The organism is Rhodococcus sp. B50, assembly GCF_013602415.1.
In the GTDB taxonomy this organism is placed as follows: domain Bacteria; phylum Actinomycetota; class Actinomycetes; order Mycobacteriales; family Mycobacteriaceae; genus Rhodococcus.
Genome location: NZ_WPAG02000003.1, coordinates 361,891 through 383,773 on the forward strand (window position 1 = coordinate 361,891; position 21,883 = coordinate 383,773).

18 protein-coding genes and 3 pseudogenes are annotated in these 21,883 nt (G+C 64.1%); 11 read left to right on the top strand and 10 right to left on the bottom strand.

Annotation, left to right across the window (positions count from 1 at the left end):
* Window positions 1-85 precede the first annotated feature (85 nt).
* The gene (locus GON09_RS26065; RefSeq protein ID WP_213934886.1) at window positions 86-1,666 is read right to left on the bottom strand and encodes a long-chain-fatty-acid--CoA ligase; all 1,581 of its coding nucleotides are present in this window, start codon (window positions 1,664-1,666) and stop codon (window positions 86-88) included.
* Between the two features lie 232 nt (window positions 1,667-1,898).
* Here GON09_RS26065 and GON09_RS26070 point away from each other — a divergent pair, with 232 nt between their 5' ends.
* From GON09_RS26070 to GON09_RS26080, 3 genes are read left to right on the top strand one after another with little or no spacing between them, the layout of a single operon-like run.
* Window positions 1,899-2,798 (top strand): SMP-30/gluconolactonase/LRE family protein, encoded by a 900-nt coding sequence (locus GON09_RS26070; RefSeq protein ID WP_213934887.1) that lies wholly within the window; start codon window positions 1,899-1,901, stop codon window positions 2,796-2,798.
* Complete coding sequence (locus tag GON09_RS26075) at window positions 2,795-3,775, top strand: NAD(P)H-dependent flavin oxidoreductase (RefSeq protein ID WP_213934888.1); 981 nt, start codon at window positions 2,795-2,797, stop codon at window positions 3,773-3,775. The genes GON09_RS26070 and GON09_RS26075 overlap by 4 nt, the downstream gene beginning before the upstream one ends.
* 19 nt (window positions 3,776-3,794) lie before the next feature.
* Window positions 3,795-4,679 carry a crotonase/enoyl-CoA hydratase family protein gene (locus tag GON09_RS26080; protein ID WP_213934889.1) on the top strand — a complete coding sequence of 295 codons (885 nt, stop codon included), beginning with the start codon at window positions 3,795-3,797 and terminating at the stop codon, window positions 4,677-4,679.
* A gap of 411 nt (window positions 4,680-5,090) precedes the next feature.
* On the opposite strand, the gene GON09_RS26085 is transcribed toward GON09_RS26080, so the two are convergent.
* A complete protein-coding gene (locus GON09_RS26085; protein WP_213934890.1) occupies window positions 5,091-5,390 on the bottom strand; it encodes an enoyl-CoA hydratase/isomerase family protein in 300 nt (99 codons plus the stop codon).
* Between the two features lie 69 nt (window positions 5,391-5,459).
* Window positions 5,460-6,491 (bottom strand): IS110 family transposase, encoded by a 1,032-nt coding sequence (locus GON09_RS26090; RefSeq protein ID WP_213934891.1) that lies wholly within the window; start codon window positions 6,489-6,491, stop codon window positions 5,460-5,462.
* A 330-nt stretch (window positions 6,492-6,821) separates the two neighbouring features.
* On the opposite strand from GON09_RS26090, the pseudogene GON09_RS26095 reads away from it, so the two are divergent.
* Window positions 6,822-7,879: pseudogene (locus tag GON09_RS26095) on the top strand (IS256 family transposase); the annotation flags it as partial.
* Window positions 7,880-8,028: 149 nt separating this feature from the next.
* Here the strand turns inward: GON09_RS26095 and GON09_RS26100 are convergent.
* Entirely contained in the window at window positions 8,029-8,247 is a 219-nt protein-coding gene (locus tag GON09_RS26100) for a hypothetical protein (protein WP_213934892.1), read from the bottom strand.
* Window positions 8,248-8,639: 392 nt separating this feature from the next.
* On the opposite strand from GON09_RS26100, the gene GON09_RS26105 reads away from it, so the two are divergent.
* Window positions 8,640-8,927 carry a helix-turn-helix domain-containing protein gene (locus tag GON09_RS26105; RefSeq protein ID WP_213934893.1) on the top strand — a complete coding sequence of 96 codons (288 nt, stop codon included), beginning with the start codon at window positions 8,640-8,642 and terminating at the stop codon, window positions 8,925-8,927.
* A complete protein-coding gene (locus GON09_RS26110) occupies window positions 8,924-10,174 on the top strand; it encodes a type II toxin-antitoxin system HipA family toxin (protein WP_213934894.1) in 1,251 nt (416 codons plus the stop codon). The genes GON09_RS26105 and GON09_RS26110 overlap by 4 nt, the downstream gene beginning before the upstream one ends.
* Window positions 10,175-10,412: 238 nt before the next feature.
* Here the strand turns inward: GON09_RS26110 and GON09_RS28805 are convergent, their stop codons facing one another.
* From GON09_RS28805 to GON09_RS26125, 4 genes and pseudogenes are all read right to left on the bottom strand, one after another.
* The gene (locus GON09_RS28805; protein WP_280521706.1) at window positions 10,413-10,547 is read right to left on the bottom strand and encodes a hypothetical protein; all 135 of its coding nucleotides are present in this window, start codon (window positions 10,545-10,547) and stop codon (window positions 10,413-10,415) included.
* A 180-nt stretch (window positions 10,548-10,727) separates the two neighbouring features.
* A pseudogene (locus GON09_RS26115) lies at window positions 10,728-11,047 on the bottom strand (type II toxin-antitoxin system PemK/MazF family toxin); the annotation flags it as partial.
* Window positions 11,048-12,030: 983 nt separating this feature from the next.
* On the bottom strand, window positions 12,031-12,666 hold the full coding sequence (locus GON09_RS26120; protein ID WP_213935227.1) for an RES family NAD+ phosphorylase: 636 nt from the start codon (window positions 12,664-12,666) through the stop codon (window positions 12,031-12,033).
* Window positions 12,667-12,675: 9 nt separating this feature from the next.
* Entirely contained in the window at window positions 12,676-13,293 is a 618-nt protein-coding gene (locus GON09_RS26125; RefSeq protein WP_307854551.1) for a hypothetical protein, read from the bottom strand.
* Between the two features lie 668 nt (window positions 13,294-13,961).
* Here GON09_RS26125 and GON09_RS29125 point away from each other — a divergent pair.
* Window positions 13,962-15,024: pseudogene (locus GON09_RS29125) on the top strand (IS110 family transposase).
* Between the two features lie 285 nt (window positions 15,025-15,309).
* Window positions 15,310-16,287, top strand: a complete 978-nt coding sequence (locus GON09_RS26135) for an ERCC4 domain-containing protein (RefSeq protein ID WP_213935229.1) — start codon at window positions 15,310-15,312, stop codon at window positions 16,285-16,287.
* 537 nt (window positions 16,288-16,824) lie between these two features.
* Here the strand turns inward: GON09_RS26135 and GON09_RS26140 are convergent.
* Entirely contained in the window at window positions 16,825-17,286 is a 462-nt protein-coding gene (locus GON09_RS26140; protein ID WP_213934895.1) for an SRPBCC family protein, read from the bottom strand.
* 86 nt (window positions 17,287-17,372) lie between these two features.
* On the opposite strand from GON09_RS26140, the gene GON09_RS26145 reads away from it, so the two are divergent.
* Complete coding sequence (locus GON09_RS26145) at window positions 17,373-17,753, top strand: STAS domain-containing protein (RefSeq protein ID WP_307854552.1); 381 nt, start codon at window positions 17,373-17,375, stop codon at window positions 17,751-17,753.
* A gap of 480 nt (window positions 17,754-18,233) precedes the next feature.
* The gene (locus tag GON09_RS29040; RefSeq protein ID WP_374195409.1) at window positions 18,234-18,422 is read left to right on the top strand and encodes a three-helix bundle dimerization domain-containing protein; all 189 of its coding nucleotides are present in this window, start codon (window positions 18,234-18,236) and stop codon (window positions 18,420-18,422) included.
* 339 nt (window positions 18,423-18,761) lie between these two features.
* On the opposite strand, the gene GON09_RS26150 is transcribed toward GON09_RS29040, so the two are convergent.
* Window positions 18,762-20,123 (bottom strand): MFS transporter, encoded by a 1,362-nt coding sequence (locus tag GON09_RS26150; RefSeq protein ID WP_213935231.1) that lies wholly within the window; start codon window positions 20,121-20,123, stop codon window positions 18,762-18,764.
* 1,050 nt (window positions 20,124-21,173) lie between these two features.
* Between GON09_RS26150 and GON09_RS26155 the strand changes: the two genes are divergently transcribed.
* Window positions 21,174-21,881, top strand: a complete 708-nt coding sequence (locus GON09_RS26155) for an MspA family porin (protein WP_213934896.1) — start codon at window positions 21,174-21,176, stop codon at window positions 21,879-21,881.
* Window positions 21,882-21,883 lie beyond the last annotated feature (2 nt).

The window sequence follows — 21,883 nt, forward strand, 5'->3', positions numbered from 1 at the left end:
TCACGTCATCACCACCTCGAACACCTCATGGTCAGTACGAACATTATGTAATAGAGGTCACATGGGCCATGAGTGTCCCAGAACGCTACACCGCAGACTTCTGGGCCCACATCCGGCGCATACGCACCTTGTCAAGTTTGCCCACTGATGTCTTGGGGACCTCGTCCACCCGCACGAACGTGTCCGGGAGCCAGAACTTCGGCAAGGTCACCGCCAAGTGGGCCCGAAGCTGATCGTCGGAGACCTCCCCCGAAGTCCGAACCCACGCCACGGGGCGCTCCTGCCAGGTCTCGTGCGGTACCGCGATGACAGCGGCCTCCACCACCGCCGGATGCAGGAGCAGCTGGTTCTCGACCTCAACGGAAGAGATCCATTCTCCCCCGCTCTTGATAAGGTCCTTGACCCGGTCGCGGATCTCCAGCCGGCCGTCCGGATGAATCACCGCGACGTCGCCGCTGCGCAACCAGCCGGCGTCGAACGCCTCGGCGGCGCGGTCGTCGTCGAAGTACGTCCCGGTTACCCACGGCGAACGAACCTCCAGCTCGCCGGTGGTGAAGCCATTCCACGGCAGCTTCCGACCCTCCTCGTCGACGACACGCACCTGGAACAACGGCAAGGGCCTACCTTGGCATTCGGCCGAGTTGCTGAAAGTACCCATAGGGGAGGTTTCGGTCATCCCCCACCCGTTGACGGTCACCACTCTCCGCTCCGCCCACCACCTCACCAGCACTGGTGGCAGCACCTGCCCGCCCAACCACATGGTCTGCAAACTTCCGAGGTCGTAACGCTCGGGATCGGCATCGAACTGTGCACGCATGAGCGCTGCCACAGCCGGAGCGCCGACGAAGACATCGGGTGTCTGATCCGTGATGATGCGCAGAAGCTCCGCCGGCGAAGGGTGCGGCCCGGGGAGGACGAGACGTGCGCCCTGCAGCACCCCCGCGTACGGAACACCCCAACTGTGTACATGGGACATCTGCGTGGCAAGTAAGTACGAGTGCCTACCGTCGATCGCGACGCCCCCGGAAGCACTGATCGCCATCGCGTGCAGCACCGTACTTCGATGGCTGTACACCACCCCCTTGGGCAGCCCGGTGGTACCCGAGGTGAAGCAAATGGACGATGCGGTCGCCTCGTCGAACTCCGGGAATTCCTCGATCGGCACGGCATCGAGCAACAATCCGTCGAACGACCACCATGTCACCTCTGCAGATACCAAATACTCGGCCTGCTCGAGATCACCGATGACCACCACATGCCGGATCCGCGGGAGACGCGGGAGAATCTCGAAGAGAACGGGCAACAGATCAGCGTCAATCAGCACCACCTCGTCCTCGGCCTTGTCCATTGTGTAGGCGATGTGCTCGGGCGACATCCGATGGTTGACCGTATGCAGCACTGCCCCGCACGCAGGAACTGCGTAGTAGGCGACAAGATGCTCGAAGGTGTTCCATGCCAACGTCGCGACCCTGGTTCCGAACCCGATGCCCAGGTTCCCGAAGGAACCAGCAAACCGGCGTGCGGTCGCACCGAGATCGCGGTAGGTGAACTCTCGGTCTCCGCGGGTTGCGTCGCACGAGACTCCGACCCGGTCGGCAAAGACGTTCTCAGCACGCCACAGCAGCGAGCTGATCAGCAGTGGACGATCCATCATCGTGGTGAGCATGGCGCATTCCTCCGGATCAGGTGAGCGAGGGTACGACCAGCCTGCACACCAACCCTCGCACCGAACCGTCCGAATTTGCGACAGCGCCCGATGAACTCGTACGCACTGTTGCGTTGTGGGACACCTCGACTGCCGTGAGGATCCCGAGACTGGAGCCACCTCACCCGCATGGGCGCCCGGCCGACACCGGCCGAGCCCAGCGGGCAACGAGCGCCGGAAGAAAGGTACTCCCATGACAAGTCGTCCAATGACGGAAGTCGCAACAGGATTCACCTACACCGAGGGACCTCGGTGGCATGAGGGCCGACTGTGGTTCGTGGATTTCTACACCCACTCGGTCAATGCCGTGAACGCCGACGGATCCATCGAACAGGTCTGCACCGTCGAACACCAGCCGTCCGGACTCGGATGGCTTCCCGACGGGCGCATGCTCGTTGTCTCGATGAAGGACCGCAAAGTCCTGCGCCGCGAATCCGACGGCTCGCTCGTCGAGCACGCCGACATCTCCGAACACTGCCACGGTCACGCCAACGACATGGTGGTCGCCGCGAGCGGGCAGGCATACGTCGGCGAGTTCGGATTCGATCTCATGGGAGGAGCCGACCACGAGCACGGCGTTGTCGTCCTCGTCGACACCGACGGCACTTCCCGAGTCGCTGCCGAAGGATTGTCCTTCCCGAACGGTATGTGCATCTCCCCGGACGGAAGAACGCTGTACGTCAACGAACTGTTCGGCAACCGCGTCTCCCGATTCGACATCGAACCGGACGGCACACTCGGCCCCCGTCAGGACTTCGCCTCATTCGGCGATCTCGGCGACGAGGCGAGCGTGGAGAAGCGGCTCGCGGCGTGCACGATCGCGCCGGATGGTCAGGCCCTTGACGCTGAAGGTGCCATCTGGATCGCCGACTGCGTCAACCAACGTGCCGTCCGCCTGGCCGAAGGCGGAACCATCCTGGACGAGGTGAGTACGGCTCCGCTGGGAGTGTTCGCGGTCGCGCTCGGTGGCGATGACGGTCGCACACTATTCCTCTCGGTCGCACCGGATTTCGACGAAGCCAAGCGCAGCGCTGCGCGTGAAGCCAAGGTCCTCTCGACGAGAGTCGACGTTCCGCACGCAGGGAGGCCGTGATCGTGCTGCGCACACGTTTCACCGACACTTTCGGGATCGAGCACCCGGTGGTGTGCGGTGGCATGACCGGGGTCGGCACCGCGGAGCTGATCTCCGCGGTGGCCAATGCCGGGGGTTTGGGGTTTCTCACCGCGCTGACGCAACCCACCCCCGAAGCTCTCGTCGCTGAGATCGCCCGGTGCCGGGAGATGACCGATAAGCCGTTCGGTGTCAATCTCACCCTGCTGCCCACCGTCACTCCCGTGCCGTACGACGACTACCGGGCCGCGATCATCGACAGCGGCATCACCATCGTGGAAACCGCCGGCAGCAACCCCCAAGAACATGTGGCGGCGTTCAAAGCCGCCGGGATCAAGGTCATCCACAAAGCGGTAGCGGTCCGGCATGCGATCAAAGCACAGTCCATGGGTGTCGACGCCGTCAGTATCGACGGGTTCGAGTGCGCCGGCCATCCCGGCAACGAGGACGTCCCCGGCCTGATCCTCATCCCCGCCGCAGCGCGCGTGCTCGCCATCCCGATCATCGCCAGTGGCGGATTCGCCACCGGCGACGGATTGGCCGCAGCACTGGCCCTCGGCGCATGCGCAATCAACATGGGCACCCGGTTCGTGGCCAGCGACGAAGCTCCCGTGCATCCGAACGTCAAGGCCCAGATCGTTGCCAACGACGAACGCCAGACCATCCTCGTGTTCCGAGAGTTCCGTAATACCGCACGTGTGGCCCGCAACTCCATATCCGAGACGATCGCAGCCCTCTCCGCCCGCCCTGACGCCACGTTCTCCGACGTCGCACACCTCGCCTCCGGGGTACGCGGCCGAACGGAAGTGCTGGAGAAGGGGAACATGGAAGGGGGCATGTGGTGGGCCGGTCAATCCCAAGGTCTCATCGATGCCGTGCTTCCCTGCAAGACGATCATCTCGGACATCGTGAGCGATGCCGAAGCCGCCATCCGCAGGATTGCCGCCGACCTCGCCTGACAGGCAGACGGGAGAAGTCATGGAATACACCACCCTTCGCCACGAAGTCGAGGACGGCATCCTCACCGTGGTCCTCAACCGTCCCGACCGTCTCAATGCGTTCACCGTCGAGATGGCCGACGAACTCGAGCACACCTTCGTATCGGTGAATGACGACGACACGGTCCGGGCCGTGATCGTCACCGGAGCAGGGCGCGCGTTCTGCGCCGGCATGGACCTGTCGAGTGAAGGGAATGTGTTCGGGCTCGACGAGTCGAAACGCCCCACTCTTGCCGACATGAAGAATCTCGACGACCCCGAATTGCGCCGGATCCGCGACACAGGCGGCCGCGTCACCCTCGCAATCCATGCCTGCCGTAAACCGGTGATCGCCGCAATCAACGGTGCGGCCGTCGGAATCGGTGCAACCATGACGCTGGCGATGGACGCGCGCCTGATGTCGACCCGAGCGCGGTTCGGCCTGGTGTTCGGCAAACTCGGAATAGTGCCCGAAGCGTGCTCGACATGGTTCCTTCCCCGGCTCGTCGGCATGCCCACTGCGCTGGATCTGGTCTATAGGGCAGAGATCCTCAACGCCGAGGTCGCATACATCGGCGGGTTGGCGCAGGCGGTCCATGAACCCGAGATGTTGCACAGCGAAGCGCGCGCGTTGGCGAATGCCTGGACCCACGACCGCTCATCGGTCTCTGTGGCCCTGATGCGCCAGATGCTGCTGCGAAACGCGGCCGCTGCTCACCCCGCAGATGCCCACCGCGTCGATTCGCTGGCCATGTTCTACACCAGCATCGGCGACGGCGCCGAGGGAGTGCAGGCCTTCCGCGACAAACGCCCGCCCGAGTTCCACGACAAGGCCTCAGCCATGCCGCCGTTCTACGAAGAGTGGATCGAGACAACGACGCCGTGAACACCTACTGCATCCCCGCTCCAATCAACCGAACAAAGAAAGTCTCATGAAGTGCACTGTCCTTATGCATGAACTCCGCCAGGAAATCGGACTACCGCTCGGCGACGGCATCCCCGCTGATTCGTCCGCATCTCTGATGGTCTCAGCCGATGCTCTGAGCGCGTGGGGCGCAGAGACCGAAGCGGCCGCAACACGCGGGTTGGCAGCGATGCTCCATCAGTGTCTCTGAATACCGAGCCTTCCACTTCACCACCTCGGCTCGTGATGATCGGTTCGTGCAGGGCATCGAACTCTCAACGGATCAGGACTGGAGAAGCCCCGCGCCCGGTTGGAGCCCCCTTCCCGATCACGGGGAAAGTGGCCCGCCGCACTTCGCACGGAATGCGCCCGTGTGCGAGTGTTCGACGTCTCCTACCCGAAACACGTACTTACATCGGGGCTACTGTCCGTCGGCCGAGGAATTCGTCGAGCCCTTTCCTCACGCCCGCGGTGGGAATGGTGGTTGCGAACCATGCGGCCTCGACAGCGAGTCCTTCGTCGATGGGCACGTTGAGGCCGCGGGTGACGGCAGCGAGACAGGCATGCACTGCGGTCGGTGCGTACCGCCAACTCCAACGCGGTGGACAGCAGCTCGGTGGCCGGGACGACGTGATTGATCAAACCCATCTCGTAGGCGCGGTGGGCATCGACCGCGTCGCCGGTAAGGATCATTTCGAGGGCCCGTTTGCGGCCGATATGACGTGGTAGCCGTTGTGATCGGGAGTGTCGCTAGCTCCTCTGTCAAGCAGCAACGTCCATAAGTGATGATTGGTCCGCGACCATCGCTCGGAAGACGACGTCCGACAATCGGCGTTTGAGGACGCGGAGTGCTTCCATCCCGCCATCTCCACCTGCCTTTCGGCGAGCCAAGAGAGCGCGTGCGTCCTCGTGGCACCGTGCCTGAGTGAGCGCGATCCGGTGTATCGCGGCGTTGAGTTGTCGGTTTCCGGTGCGCGAGAGTCGATGTCGGGCATGATTCGATGACCACACCGGGATCGGTGCAGTTCCGTTGTGCCGGGCGAAGGAGTCCTTGGAACGGAACCGGTCGATACCGGCGGTCTCACCGATGATCTTCGCCGCCGTCAAGGCGGCGCAGCCGGGGATCGCCAGCAACGACGGCGCCAGCATCGTCGTCCGGGAAGTGATCTCTGCAGCGAGCTCATCGATCTCGACGGTGAGACGACGCAGGTGGTCGACGAGACGGACAGCCAGGTCCGCGACCAACCCGGAAAACGTCGCAACGTGCACCCCGATCTTGTCGAAAGCGCTGGTCCGATCCAATTTTGTGGGCGGTCGCCAGGCTGGGTCGAGCTCGTGCAGATGCCACCGCAGTCGGGAGATGATGCGGGTGCGTTCGGCGACGAGGTCCTCCCGGTGGTCGACCAGCAATCGAATCTCGCGGTCTGCGCCGTCGAGGCGGGCTATAGGTAGATCCGGCTCGCGCAGTGCTGCGCGGGCGACCGCGAGAGCATCGATGGGATCAGACTTGCCGTAGGTGCGGGCAGCATCACGCGAGTTCGCCATCAGTTTCGGCGATACCCGGACCACTCGCTCACCGGCGGCGAGCAGATCTCGTTCGAGACGGCGGCTCAGGTGCCGGCAATCCTCAATCGCCCAGAGGCGGTCGTTGCCTTGTCCGGTCGCCCATTGCAGCAGTGTCAGGTGGTCTTTGCTGGTGGTGCCAATGGTTTTCGTCGATAGCTGCCGACCTGCCTGATCGGCGGCGACAGCGGTATGAGTGCGCTTGTGTGCGTCGATTCCGATGACCATCATGATGGTATGTCTCCCTCCCAGCGACGGGTCGGTGGCATAGACCGGTCGATCGGCATATCCCAGTGGGGGCGACGCCACGCTCCTCTCAAGCCAGATCGGCCGGTCCGCTTTGTATCGACCGGCCGCACTACGGACACAAGCCACGAAGGCGTAGATAACGGTGGAGCGAACCGGTCGACCCCATCAAGCGTGACACTGGGATAACGGTTGATCCGGTTTTGGCCGACACGCGACGCGGCGCCCGGACTCGCCGACCAGGTGAACCTGCGTGGTGGAGACCACCGCGGACGAGCACGACCGCACGGGCTTGCTTGGCGAGAAGGCACCATCATGACCGAAACACTCGATCCCATGGATCAGCCGAAGATCGATCCCCAGCAGCTGGCGCAGCAGTTGCTCGCCCAATCCAAAGCCGACGGCGTCGAGCTGGTCGGCCCGAACGGCCTGCTCAACCAACTCACCGCCACCGTGCTCGAAACCGCCCTCGAAGCGGAAATGGATGAGCACCTCGGCTACGAGAAACACCAGGTCGAAGGGAGAAACAACGGGAATTCCCGCAACGGCCGGCGCACCAAGACCGTGCTGACCGAGATCGGCCCCGTGCAGATCCAGGTCCCGCGAGACACCGATGCCTCCTTCGACCCGCAGATCGTCAAGAAACGCCAACGCCGCCTGACCGGAGTCGACGAGATCATCTTGTCGCTGTCGGTGAAAGGGCTAACCACCGGTGAGATCGCCGCGCACTTCGACGACGTCTACGGCGCAACGGTGTCGAAGGAAACGATCAGCAAGATCACCGACAAGGTGCTCGCCGAGATGGCCGAATGGTCGGCCCGTCCACTCGACTCGGTCTATCCGGTGCTGTTCATCGATGCCATCCACGTCAAGATCCGCGATGGGCAGGTCGCCAATCGGCCCGTCTACGTCGCCGTCGGTGTCACCACCGCCGGTGAACGCGACATCCTCGGCTTGTGGGCCGGCGACGGCGGTGAAGGCGCGAAGTTCTGGTTGGCGGTGCTCACGGAGATCAAGAACCGCGGTGTCGAGGACGTGTGTATCGCCGTCTGCGACGGGCTCAAGGGTCTGCCCGAGGCGATCACCACCGTGTGGCCACCGACGGTGGTGCAGACCTGCCTGATCCATCTGCTGCGCAATACCTTCCGGTATGCCGCCCGACAGTACTGGGACGAGATGTCCCGGGATCTGCGGCCGATCTACACCGCTCCGACCGAGGCAGCGGCGAAGGAACGGTTCGGCGAGTTCGCCGGTAAGTGGGGACCGCGCTATCCGGCAATCGTCCGGATGTGGGAAACAGCTGGTCGGAGTTCGTGCCCTTCCTCGACTACGACGCCGAGATCCGCCGGGTGATCTGCTCGACGGATGTAATCGTCAAGGGTTCTGCAGGTTTCGGTGGGTTTCGCCTTGTTGAGGACGGTGGGTGCGGGCATGTGCTCATCGAGGGTGATCGTGTCCCGAAGTCAGGGCTGGCCGGCAGGCCACCGCGGAGCGGATCGCCTTGACGCAGGGCGCGATCACCCTAGGCTCGGCGGGGTCGAACACCGAAGTCGGCGGTGCCGGTGTGCGCGGGCCGGCGGGGCTGCCACCCGGCGATGAGGGTCTCGTAGGCGCGTTCGGCGACCTCGATGACTTCCCGTTCGTGCCGACGCAACTGTTTGTCGTTGTAGTCGTATCCGGGACCACGGTGGGCGTGTGCGCGAGGTGCGCCCGCGGTCAGCATTCGGTCCGGTGCGGTCATCCGACCGCCGCGAACTGTTGCGCCCCCGGGTTCAGTGGAGGCTCTCGACGACCCGCTCGGTTGTTCCGATTCAACTCCGCATGGACCTTGTGGGCTCCGTAGACGATGTCGTTTTCGCGGGGACTCGGTGGATCTACTTGTTAAGTCGCCGTCGCGAACCGTCCTGCCGTCAACATCGCGGGGCCTGGGTGCCACTCGTCCTGCTCGGGGTCGGCACGCTCTGCCTGCTCGCCTGGTGGCTGCACCCGAAGGCCGGTGAGCAGAACCCTGCGCACATGCGCCCTGGCGCCGAGCAGCGACGGTAGGACCAGCACCTCCCTGTTATGACTATGATTATCGCCATAACGCAAACATAGGCCTACTGTTCTAGCCATAGAGGACAAGGAGGAATGATGGCCGGGTACAAGATCGACCGACAAGTCGCCGCCTTCGGCGAGCACGTGCGCGGCTGGCGCATGGTGCTGGGCCTTACCGCCCAGCAGGTCGCCGAGCGCGCCGACATCACCCGCGACACCCTGCGCAAGATCGAGACCGGCGATCCGGGCGTGAGCTTCCGCAATGTCGTCCAAGTACTCCGGGCACTCGGCGTGCTCGACCGGACCGTCGACGCGATCGACCCCCTGAACAGCGACATCGGGCGGCTCCGGGCAGGCAACCTCACCAAGAAGCGCGCCCGATGACCACGGTCGAGGTCTTCATCGACGAAAAGGGCAGCGTCCGGACGGTCGGCCAGGCGCACGTCACCCGAAGCCGTGGCCGGATCTCCACGACATTTCTCTACGACCCCCAATACCTCTCGGGCGATGGCATGAGTATCGACCCAGCGCTTCCGCTTGTGGCAGGATCGCAACACCAAAGCGGCCTCGTGCGAGCCTTCGCCGACAGCGCTCCGGACCGGTGGGGGCGAAACCTGATCGAAAAGGGCGAGCGCGCCCGCGCCCGCGAGGAGAGCAGAACACCGCGCCGCCTGGACGACCTCGACTTCCTGCTCGGAGTCAGCGACGATACCCGCCAGGGCGCACTGCGCTTCAGGCTTGCTGGGGATAGAGCGTTCCTCGGAAAACCCTCGACCGTCCCTCAACTGGTGTCGCTACCCGAGTTGCTGCACGCGGCTGATGAGGTCGCCTCCAATGAGGATCCTGCACAAGCGATCAAGCAACTCCTCGACACAGGCACGACAGGCCTCGGCGGCGCACGTCCGAAGGCGTCGATTCGACTCGAGGACGGAGCACTGGCAATCGCGAAGTTCCCGCACGGCAGCGACCAGTGGGACGTGATGGCATGGGAGGCCACGGCGCTCGATCTGATGGAACGCGCCGGGGTCCGCACCCCCCACAGGAGGCTCACCCGCGTAGGAGAACGCAGCGTCCTGATCCTGCGCAGGTTCGATCGCACGAACGAGGGGCACCGCATCGGGTACATCAGCGCAATGACGGCCCTCGGCGCATCCGACGGCGAACACCGCGACTACGCCGACATCGCCGAGGCGATCCGGGACCTCTCCCGTTCCCCTAGGGCGGACCACCACGAGCTTTTCGACCGCGTCGTCGCCAGCGTGGTACTGGGCAACACCGACGACCATCTGCGCAACCACGGCTTTCTCGCAGACCACCGCTCGTGGACCATCAGCCCCGTGTTCGACGTGAACCCGACCCCGGACCCGTGGCGAGCACGGTCGACTTCGATCATGGGAGCCGACACGCATCCCGAAGAAGCCGAAACCCTGCTGGCTCTCGCGGAGGACTGCAGCCTGAACGCCGCACAGGCCCGAGAGAAGATGCGCCGCGTCGCTGGAGCACTGTCCAGCTGGCGCGACGCCGCGCGCAACAATGGCCTCCACACCCAGGAGATCACCATGATGGCCGAATCGATCCAGCCGCGGCTGGAGGCCGTGCTTGCAGCTGCAACCACCGGAGCAAGCACATGAACGGAACGCAGATCGGAGCAGACGACAGGCGAGACGGAAAGTCGTCCGCAGCACACCTTTCCTCATCCGTCAGCGCTCGTCATGCTCCATCCGCAACAACGACCCGCCCAGCGAGCGCGGAGCTCCCACCTCTGCCCATCCCGCCAGCTCCGCCCATCGCCGGAGATCCTCGACTTCACCGTGAAATGGGCACTGTTTGATGACCGTGGCGACGAACATATCCCGACCACCTTCGGCATCAGCGGACCAGCTCCGTCATGCGGATGTCACGGTCGAGACGAGCAGCGGTCGCAGCGCGGGGGTCGCCGACGAAGCCGGCTTCCTCGAGAACATCGGCGTCGTGGCGGGACGAGGCCGGCACCACCCGTCCCACCGGTGGCGAGACTGTGCAGGATCTGAAGGAAGTCGTCGCGGCCGAAGGGAACGCCGATCACCTTGCACAGGGCATCCGCGAAAGGGATCGCGCTGTTGCGGTAGCGGCCTTCGCCCGTTGCGAAACGGGGGCACCCCCTGATGAAACCGTCAAATCCGATCGCAGGGACGCGACTGGGTGCAGATCGAGATGCAGCCGCAGAGCTTTCGTCGAACGCGGCAAGCGTTCTCGTCGAGAGCTTCCCGACCGCGTCGCCGTCGAGACGACACACCGAAACCGAGCGAACCTGCTCCGCTCGAGCCTTCGACTCACGCGGCATACCCGATTCGTCAGGTTCGACGAGAACCTGAAATGCGAATACGTGTGCCGTGGTACTCGTCAACGGCTCCACAGTGACCGCCCCCTTGACCGAGCCGCTCCGCCGTCGCATTGGCGCGATCATTGCTCACCACAACGGCGGGTCGACGCTTGGCCGCCCCATCCCCTCTCAGCCGAACCATCACGATGCGCAGATGCTCTGAGGATGTCGAACCAGTCCTCGGGCAGCCGAAACTCGCTGCAAGGACGCCGATCCCGCGCTCAGATAAACGCCACGAGCAAGAATTTCTCGTAAAGGGCCGGCCTGCCGCGGCGCGCGTGCCGGCAGACCCCTGTTCGGGGACCGTCACCACCTCGACCCAGCCTCGGCGGTCGCTCGTGACAGGAGCAGCGTGGGCAGCTCGCTCTGGGCGTTCACCGCACGACCGGGCCGATCGAGCCATCAAGAATCAACTTTGCCGCCTCGTCCGAGCACCCCGGCCCGGCGGCCGCGATCACCCTCGACGCTACCGAGCACGCACCAGCTGGGGGCGGGTAGCCCGACGGGAACGTCTACCCCTGTACACCCGGCAGCGGGGAACCCACCGTGAACTTCGCACCGAACGGATCGGTGATCTCCGCGGTCCGCCCGTACGGCATGTCCACCGGATATCCGCGCTACCCCCACCGGCCCGGGCCGCGGCGACGACCGCGTCGGCATTGACGGCCTGGAAGAGCGTGCCCCACGAGGACGCCGAGGCGGATGGGTCGCCCACGATACCGCCGACCTCGTGCCCATCCGGTCTGCGCAGAAAAGTGAAGTCCACGCCGGGCAGGTCGTCGTTCCCGTCCAGAGTGAAGTCGAACACCGCCGCGTAGAACTAGAACTCCACGCCGGGCCAGGATTCGGGGTCACCAAATCGTTGCGTAACAACGTGTTCGGCTCGTTCACCAACACAACCCGTCGCCACCGGCCTCTTACAGTAAATCGCGCGTTCGAAAGCGTCGTGTCCTGAGCTCAACAAAGACGCGAGGACCCGCCTCATTGGCTCCCCACGATGGCCGTACCGCTCAACTTCGGACGCCGAGTCCAGCCCGCCTCCCTCTGCAGCCGGCACGCCACTCGACATCGGCAGCCTCCCCCGTTCAGTGGGTGTGTGAGCGATGGCCATGCCCCGCAACCGGATCAGACAACGACATAGCCGAGTTCGTGCGCCGCGGTATCAACGGCATCAGCCAGACCCGGATGCGACAGGGGAAGCGACAGCACAGGACGTTGCGGAAACGCATCGGCAGCACGTTCGACGACAGCAACGGACGTGCTGCCGGCAAACCGGCCGCGATAGATGACCCCGTCGAGTCCGGTGTGAGCGCGATGGATGGTGCGGGCCCAATGCTGCGAGAGACGGTGCGGCGCGGAATCGAGAGCATGGTTGCCTCCCACCCGAGTGGCCCATGCACCTCCACCGATACCGGATACGTCGAGCAACCGCAGAACACGGGTGAAGCGCACACCGGTCAAATAAGGGTCACCGCGATGGCGATCGATCACCCGCGCCGATTGAAACGCTTCCGCCAATGCACCTCGGGGGCTGGAAGCGCCGTACCACACGCCGTAGCCGGGATACTCCCCACGCGGGAGCGGATGCTGATCGAACCGCAGAATCGGCCCGAACTCACGCAACGCATTCCACGGGAGAACATGTGAGCCGGTCGTACGGTGCACGCGCCACACGATCTCGCTCGGCTGCCACTCGAGTACTTCCTTCGGCAGCAGACCTGCCGCACGAAGCTGCGCGATGGAGGGCGGCGGCGGAAGCATTGCCCCCATCTACGCCGATTCCCACTCGACGGCGGCAAGCACGTCGACCACAAACTCGATCTCTTCAGGTGTGCCGGCGCTGCCGGTCAACCACGCGATAATCGAGACCGGCCGGTCATCGACGACCAATGACGGCTGCGGCTGTGTGAGCAGTGTCTGAACCGTCAGCGGGTGCAGGTCCTTCGGGATGTGGGGCATGACTTTGTCGAGGTAAGGCACGGCCCCGCTGGCGGTGAATTGCGCCGGTGGCAACAAGCGGTTACGACCGGAGTCGAATGCCCACAGGGTACCGTCGGCGATTCGTTGCCTGATGCGAGCCGGCGTGACGCCGAGGCGGACTGCAGCGTCTGCAATGGACAACGAGGTCGCGACGAGGTTGGCCATCCGAACATCGCGATCAACTCGCGCAGCCGTGGCAGCGGCGGGACTCGCGGTGAATCCGGCATCGGTAAGCACGCGTGCGTCGTGCTCGGACAGTGCGGGCCCGGCGGGGTTCGCCGTATGGAGGCTCTTGAGGATCTGTACGAGTTGATCACGGCCAATGTCGACTCCGGTCACTTCACGCAAGGCATCTTCGAAATTGAGGTCGCCTCGCAGATAGCGGCTCTCTGTCGTTGCTTCGCTCACCACGACCTCCTGATTTGCGATGATTTGCGCCCGCAAATACATGATAGCGAACTCGGTCGAGCATGCACACCCTGGCGAATCCCGCCGGTGTAGCCGGTACCGACAGCACAAAGACCCAGTACGACGCGTCGTAGCAACCACAGGTCCCCTCCAACTAGACCAAGACACCCCGGACCGGGGTCGACGCCGCCAACACCTTCTCGTAATCGAACAGTGAAGATCGAGACCTCCCGATAGGGCTGCCGACCAGGGTGATCGTCCCCGCAACGACCCCTTTCGACGGCGCGAGCAAACGGTCGATCAGCCCATGGGGATGTACAGCGTTCCCTATCCGAGTCGCCGTGCCCCGGAATCGGAGACTCTGTCAGCGGTCAGGTATTTCCCCAGGTTGAGGGGTTGGTCCGTCACGTAATTCCGACTTGTACGGATCTCAGCGGTTCGTAAGCGGGTCAGCTACCCGTAACGTCCCGTAGCAGACCGGAAGGGCTGACTCGCGTAATTCCTGTCACCCGTCCCTTGGGTTGACCCTGGTGGGGTGTGTCCACCCCTTCCGGTCTGCGTTCGCGGAGTGACTGAAGAGAGGCGTGACCCAAGCTGCTGTGAGAAATACTTGAAGTCGGATTGTCCTCCGCGGATCCCCATCCCGACAGCGAAGGGAACCGCCTTCCATGATCGTCATCGGCATCGACCCGCACAAGTCCAGCCACACCGCCACCGCGGTCGACCCGGCCACCAACACCGATCTCGGCTCGATCCGCATCGACGCCACCCTCGCCGGCTACAGGATGTTGATCACCTGGGCCAAGACGTGGCCGCAGCGCACCTGGGCGGTGGAGAACGCCCACGGTCTCGGCCATCACCTCGTCCAGTGGCTGCTCGTCCTCGAGGAACTCGTCGTCGACGTCCCGGCCACCGCCACCGCCCGGGTGCGCGAGCTCTCCCGCGGCGGACGCCGCAAGAACGACCGCATCGACGCAGCCGCGGCGGCGTGTGTGGCCGCGATGCAGGGCGATGCCCGCCCGGTCGACCCGGAGGGTCCGGCAGAAATTCTCGGACTCCTCGGCGAGCGACGAACAAATCTGTCCAACAGTAGAACTCGCAGCATGAATCAACTCCATGCGTTGTTTCGACAGCTGCTTGCCGGGGGTGCTCCGACCTCGCTGACTGCCGCTGCGGCGACCGTCCTGTTGCGGGGTTTTGCGTGCCCGCAGCGCGGTCGACCGGATGCGGGTCGGGTTGTGTCGGGAACTCATCGCCGACATCCGACGCCTCGACGGGCAGCTCGCGGCGAACGAGAAGCACATGTCCCAGGCGCTCGACGAGCACGGGACCCGCCTGCGCGAGGTCGACGGGATCGGCGCGGTGACCGCGGCCCGGCTGATCGGCCGCACCGGCCGGCCCGATCGCTTCCCGACCGCGGCGGTCTATGCGAACTACAACGGCTCGGCACCGGTACAGATCCCCAGCGCAGATGCCGACCGGCACCGCCTCTCCCGCTACGGCGACCGACAGCTCAACAGCGCGCTCTACGCCGTCGCTGTGGTCCAGATTCGGATGCCCGCAAGCGCCGGGCGTGCCTATTACGACAAGAAAATCGCCGAGGGCAGAAAACCCGCTGCAGCGAGGCGCGCCCTCAAACGTCACCTGTCCGATCGCGTCTGGCGCATCATGCTGTCCGACGAAAAGCGTCGTCATCGACCCGGCGCGAATCAATCCGTCAAAGCCGCTTGACAAACAGAGAGGCACCCTTCCGGGCGACGACGAAGTGTGACCGCCCATGCTCCTGCCCTTGGCCCCGGACGACGTCGTCCGATCATGGACCGGTCGCCGAGTCTCGACCTCGAGGAAGTTCATTCGCAGCAGATAATCGCCCCACCTGCATGTTCGGAACAGAAACCTATCCGCATCCTGATCGACAGAACCACACAGATACCGGCAAACGGCTGGTGCCAAGTACCGCGTCCGGGAACACTGCCCGATGTGAACAACACACCGCATGGATCGGCAGGCGCCGAGATGCTGATCGCCCGCAACCCCGATCCACAGTCCCGCCTGCAGTACCTCCTGCGAATCCCGATCGACGAGGGACTGGTCTTCCGCACCTCGGATACATGGCCACGCACCAAAGCCCTGTTCTGCTATCCCGTCCCCACCGAACACTGGCCCGAGCACCCCGAGATCATCGAACGCACCCCGGTACGCTCGTGCGTACGACGCGGCGCAGCCATCGACCTGATCCTCGACCGAGGACGAGAAAACCGCTCCCAGATCGTGTTCACCACCGCCCGCGGCCGCGACGCGGTGTTCTGGCAATCTCCCCGCACCCGCAAACAGGCCCGCCCGAACGTCCGCACCCCCACCGCCCGCGCTGCTGGCCTGGCCGACCTGACTATCGTGATCGACACCCACGAGCGCTATCCCTACCGATTCATCGGCCAACAGGTCCACACCACTTCCGGCGCCCTACCCTGCGGCGACTACGCCCTACGGACCGGAGACCGACTCCTCGCCTCGGTCGAACGCAAATCCCTCACCGATCTCGTCTCCAGCCTGACCAGCGGAAAACTACGATTCGCGCTCGCCGAACTCGCCGCGCTCCCCCGCGCGGCAGTAGTAATCGAAGACCGCTATTCGAACGTGTTCAAACTCGAGCGCGTCCGCCCGGCGATCGTCGCCGACGGACTGGCTGAACTGCAGATCCGCTATCCGACAGTGCCGATCGTGTTCTGCGAGAACAGACAACTCGCCGAAGAGTGGACCTACCGTTATCTCGCCGCGGCCCAGCAATGGTGCGATACGAACAACGACGCCGACTACCGCGCCACCTCATCCACGCCACCCCAAGAGCCCACCATCATGGCGGACACGACCGGCAGCGCACCGTCGAGCGCCGAAGTGCGGGCCTGGGCCCGCACCGCCGGACTCGACGTTCCCGCCCGAGGGCGACTGCACCCCCGGATCTGGGATGCCTGGCGTACCGCCCATCCTGAGTGAACCTGCCGCATCTGCAGTTCCCCGCTCCGAGGGAGCGAACGACCGCATCGAACCGTGGACCGCGCTCACCGCGCGAGACCCCCATGAGCACTCAGCGGATCGACCTACCAGCAACCCGAACCCGGTGCGCCTGAAATAAGGGGCTCGGAGGTGGACACGACGTTGATGCGCACCGATCCGTTCCGCGAACTCTACAGGCTCACACAATAAGTCCGGGACACCGCGGGCCGTCCGGCAGTGATGACGATGGATGAAATCAACGTGCCTCTACTTTCAGCCGCGTCGCCGGTTTACTTCAGCGGCTGAAGGTTACTTCCCCGGCGCTCCCATGGATCTCATCCGCCCGTGTGATGAGACCCTCCACCAGAACCGGCGCGTAACAGTCCGCGCCGATCTCGGCATCACCTGCCTCTGGACGCTCCGAAATGAACAGTAGAGGTCGGAGGAAGCAGACGGCAGCCTCCGACCTCACCATGTGGTCACTTCAGCTTCGATGATGCCTGCACAAACGCCCTGCCACCCGCGCTGACAAGTCTCTCAAGGGGTGGGCCGGTCCACGTCGCCGCGCCATCCACCCGTTTCGTGCCCACGGCGCTCGATGAACTCTTTGAACTTCTGCATATCGCTCTTGATCCGTTTGCCGAGAACACCGAACTTGTCGGCAACATTCTCGACAAATCCTTCCGGATCGACGTCCATCTGGGCGGTCACGCGCGTCTTGTTCTCATCGAGACGATGAAACGTGATCACTCCGGCATGGTTCGGCCCCGAATCCGAGGTCCAGGCCACCCGCTCGTCCGGATGCTGCTCGGTGATGGTGGCATCGAACTCTCGGACCTGGCCCGCTATGTCGATCACCCAATGAACGTGTGTGTCGTCGATCTGCCGAATCTCACGCACGCCTTCCATGAAGTGCGGAAACGACTCGAACTGGGTCCACTGATTGTATGCGATCCGAATCGGTACATCGACATCGACAGCTTCTGTGATTGTGCTCATGACCATCGCTTACCCGACTGCCGGGAAGACCACACCCATGCAGGAGCATTTTGCTCGCACCGGGCACCATTGGGGATGATGGTCTGGTGAACCAGCCCTCCATCGGAGAGCCCCAGCTGGTCCTGACCACCCGCCGGATAGGGACCGTTACTGTCCTGTCCGTGCGCGGCGAGCTCGATCTGACCAATCTGTCCCAGTTCGAAAGGTACGCAGACGGTGTTCTCGAAAGCGACCCAACCGGTCTGATCATCGATCTCACCGACTCCAATTTCCTGGCCTCGATGGGAATTACCGTGCTGATAAGGCTGTCCTGGCGTTCCGCCGATCGTGTGGGTTTCGCGGTGGTGGCCCACAGCGGTGTGATGGCACGACGCTTCGAACTCCTCGGCCTTCTGGATGTGCTGGCCGTCCACCGGGAGATGGATCAGGCTCTGGCCTCCGTGACATCAATGCCGCCCATGCCTTGATCTCGAATACGAACTCCGGTCTTGCCCCGGGAGCGAGCTCCCGTCCGCCTTCATTGACTGAATACTCCTTATCGACGGCGTCTTCGTAATCAGAACTCTGATGGATTGCGACCGAACGAGCGGTGGGTGCTCACCGCCCGGCGATGGCTCGGCTTTGACCGTGCCACCGTCACCCCTGCACTGTCGGTGCTCGCCGCGGCAGTGATGATGGCGGCGGCGATGCCCGTCCTCAACGCTGCCAGACCCGTGCGGCAGCGTCTTCGGATGCGTCCTACGGCTGCGATCGGAAGCGGTCATGTGCGGGGAAAGACTCGAACAATTCCCTGCCTCGTCCGTAGACGGGACCCGTACAGGTCGCCAGTCCTGCACCCTCACAAGTCGATGTGCGATGCCGCCGCGTCAGTACTGTTCATTTTTCGTTCACGTCATCGTCGTGGAGGTCGGGAATGACTTTCGCCATGAGCGACATTCACACCGACCATGAAGCACACGGTCTCGAAACGCGCAGTCGCGTCACTCGTTCAGCAGTTCCCACAACTCCCTGAAACGGTGGTGCGCCAGGCCGTCGCAGAGGCTGTGCGCGCCTATCAGGGACGTCCTATCCGCGAGTTCATCCCCTTGTTCGCCGAACGCCGAGCACGCCGAGCACTTGCCGCTGACAGCCACTGATCCCTATCCGTGGGTCTACCCTATGCCGTTGGGCGACACGGAGCTCTCGACCGCCGCATTCGTCGCGCCGGTAAGCCAAATCCCCGCGCTGCCAACTCTGTATGGCGAAACCCGGCCTGGCAACACGCTTCACCATTCTCGGAACGTCGTCGTGGTGGCAACGCGGGACTCTCCTGGAAACTGGCACCGATTTATGGAACCTGCAAAACGGATAATCGGGTGCCAACGTGAACTGGGGCATACCATTCACGGTTTGCGCAGGGTCGGCGGGGTTCAGCCGTCGAGGATGCCGGAGAAGATGCGCCGCACGTCCCTCGAGCGCCGCCCGGCGCGTAGATGTCAGCGCTTCCGGTACTTGACGCCGAGCGCCAGAACGATCGCGCCGGCGCAGGCAAGCACCAGCATCGCGCAGACCATGCCGAGCGCCGCGACTGTCGGAGTCGATGTTCCTGGTACCACGAAAGAAGCAAGCACAACCGTCGTGAGCGATGTACCTACCGCCATCGCCGCGGTGCGCACCACCGACTGACTGCCGGTGACCTCGCTCGTGTTGTGCTCCGGGACGAATTCGACGAGGAGGTTCGGCAGCGCCGTGTACGCAAATGCTGTCGCCACCGACACGACGACAACCAGTGCGGTCATCCCGGCGACCGAGCCACGGAAGACGAAGAATCCGGCACATGCGACGAGGAACAGAGTGGCGCCGAGCAGCAACGATGCCCGCGCACCGACCGCTGCGGCGATCTTTCCCGCCAGCGGCGTGAACAACATGCCGATCATCGCTCCGACGAACGACAACATCCCCGCGTATGTAGCCGAAAGCCCCAGACCGAAGGGTGCGCTCGTCGGCGTCTGCATGATGATCGGGACGAGCATGGTTGTCACGCCGACCGGGCCGACGCCCAGGGCGATCGTCGCGAGCATGGTCAGGGCGATATTGCGTTCGGCGAGCAGACGGAGATTGACGATCGGTGACGTGCGGCCGAGCTCCCACCACACCCACCACGCGAAGATCACGACGCCGACCAGAAGCAGACCGAGCACGCGAGTATCACTCCATCCCCAGTTCTTGCCCTGGGTGAGTGCCAACAGAATTGCGGACACCGATACCGCGAGGCCGGCCGCACCGACGAAGTCCACCTGTCGATGCTCGGCGGCATTGCGACGACGCCACGGCAGCACCGCCTCGATCAGCACGATGCACGCGACGGCGTAGGCGGCGGTGACGACGAAGATGTACCGCCAGTCACCGAGGTCGATGAGAAGTCCGGCGACCAGAAGCGATGCCGCACCGGCGGCCACGGCAGATCCGGAGATCAGCGCGATTGCCATCGGCACCTTCTTCGCCGGCAGATGTTCGCGGGCGAGACCGATGCACAAGGGCAAGATGGCGCCGGCGACACCCTGAATCGCGCGTCCGACGATGATGCCCGCCAGCGTGCCGAATGCCACGCTGATGATGGAACCGATTGCAGCGCAGATCAGAACGATAATCAGTACGCGTTCGCGGCCGTACATGTCGCCGAGCCTGCCGCACACCGCAGCAGAGGCTGCGGCAACGAGCAGGAACGCGGTGACGGTCCACCCGACAGTGGATGCGTCGGCTTCGAAGACGCGGGCGAACGTCGGCAACGCCGCGTACATCATCGATGTTTCGAAGGCACTGATCACCTCCACCGCGATCAGGACGGCCACGATCATCCACACGGGCCGATTGCGCTCATACCGACGTTCGCTGCGTGTCGTCGGCCGTCGATCAACTGTGGCCACTGTGCTCATGGGCGCTCCTGTAGTCCTCTTGGTTCCCCGGGGCACCGTACGATTGTGTTGCCGATCACAATGCCCGAATACCGCTCAGCGGGACCTGCCACGACGCGCCCGCCGGACCTGTGACCACGATCCGATACAGCCACCGCGGCAGAAAATTCACCGCCACCGGACGCGAAGCTGCCGGTCGCCTCTACACACATGTCCACGGTCGGTCGCAGATCGATGCTGTCAGCGTGTGGGCATTGCCCACGCCGCCATGGACCGTCGAGGCCATGTCCACACCGGAAAACCCGCAAGCAGCAGCGGCGACGACCGCGACCCCGACCATCCCGCTCTGCGCACCACACCGGAACTCCTGCCGTCCGTCCTGTTCAACCACCCACGCCGTTCCTCGAGTTCCGCACCCCAATCCCCTCGCGGTTCTTTAACACTGCGCCTTTCCGTCACGAAAGATCACCAAGAGCACGAACGCGCAGGCGAACAAACTCGACAACGACCACGCCCTCAACCACGTCGGCATGTCCCGCAGCTGAACCTGGCCCGCAGCAGAAGCGATGACGGCACCGCTACACCGCCACCGTGCGTATCCCCGCGATCAATCACCGGCTGCGAGCAGCCACCTTGTGAAACACGTTCTAGAACAGCAATATTCACCACCGTTGCCATCGCGTCGGCGAGGTACAAGGTCCACACATATCTCCACGGAACGTTATATGACTCACATTCCAAGATCGTTAGTGACCGTAGTCATAGTCCGTGTTATCGTTCGTCACGAACTGAGGCCGCTGACCTTACAAGCGGCCACAGTACCCTCCGGGGTCAACCGTCACGCGCGTCGAGGTTCTGTGCACCACAGGACCTTTCGAACAAAGTGACCCACTGTCACATACACCTGTCGATCTCTGCTGCCCGGAGATCGGCATGCTCGACCGCGCCTTTCCGCAAGGACAGGCGCCGCACACACCTGAGTAGGGGTATCCATTGAGCAACAAGCACGCATCCGGCCTGCGCCGCGCCGGCCGGATCGGCGGCCTCGCCGCTGCCGCAGCCATCGCACTGGGGTTCGCCTCCGCAGGCGCGGCACACGCCGACACCTTCGTTCCCCTGCCCGACGGTGAGCAGATCGTCGGCAACCACAAGATCACACGAACCGCCGAAAGCGCGCTGATCTCGCCGTCGCTCGCGGCCAACGGCGCCGGCCGCGTCGCGTGGGTTTCGGGAACCGTCACAGCCACGGTGACCGGGCTTCCCGCCGGCCTCGAGGCCGGACCGACCAACGGCGGTATCGCCAAGGACGCCAACGGCACCCAGGGCACCTCCACCAACGGTGTTCCGCGTCTGACGACCGGCTATATCGTCGGCTGCCAGGTCGACGTCAGCAAGATGTCGGGGACCCTCGGTTTCAATATGGGCATGTCGGCGGACCTGGTCAAAGAATCCATGGGCGGCAACGTCGGCGGAACCGCCTCACTGGCGATCCCCCTCAGCGCCGGCCAGGTCAAGTTCGTTCCGGTGCAGGCCAGAGACATCAAGGCCGACGGGACGTACACGATCCAGTACCAGGACGCACAGCTCGAGGTCCAGGGCTGCGGCGGCTACGCACAGGCCCGCGCCTACACGGTCCTGGAAGTCACGGGCAACGACTACGTCAAGACCACGCTGTACGGCCAGCCGTTCAGCATCGGCTGACC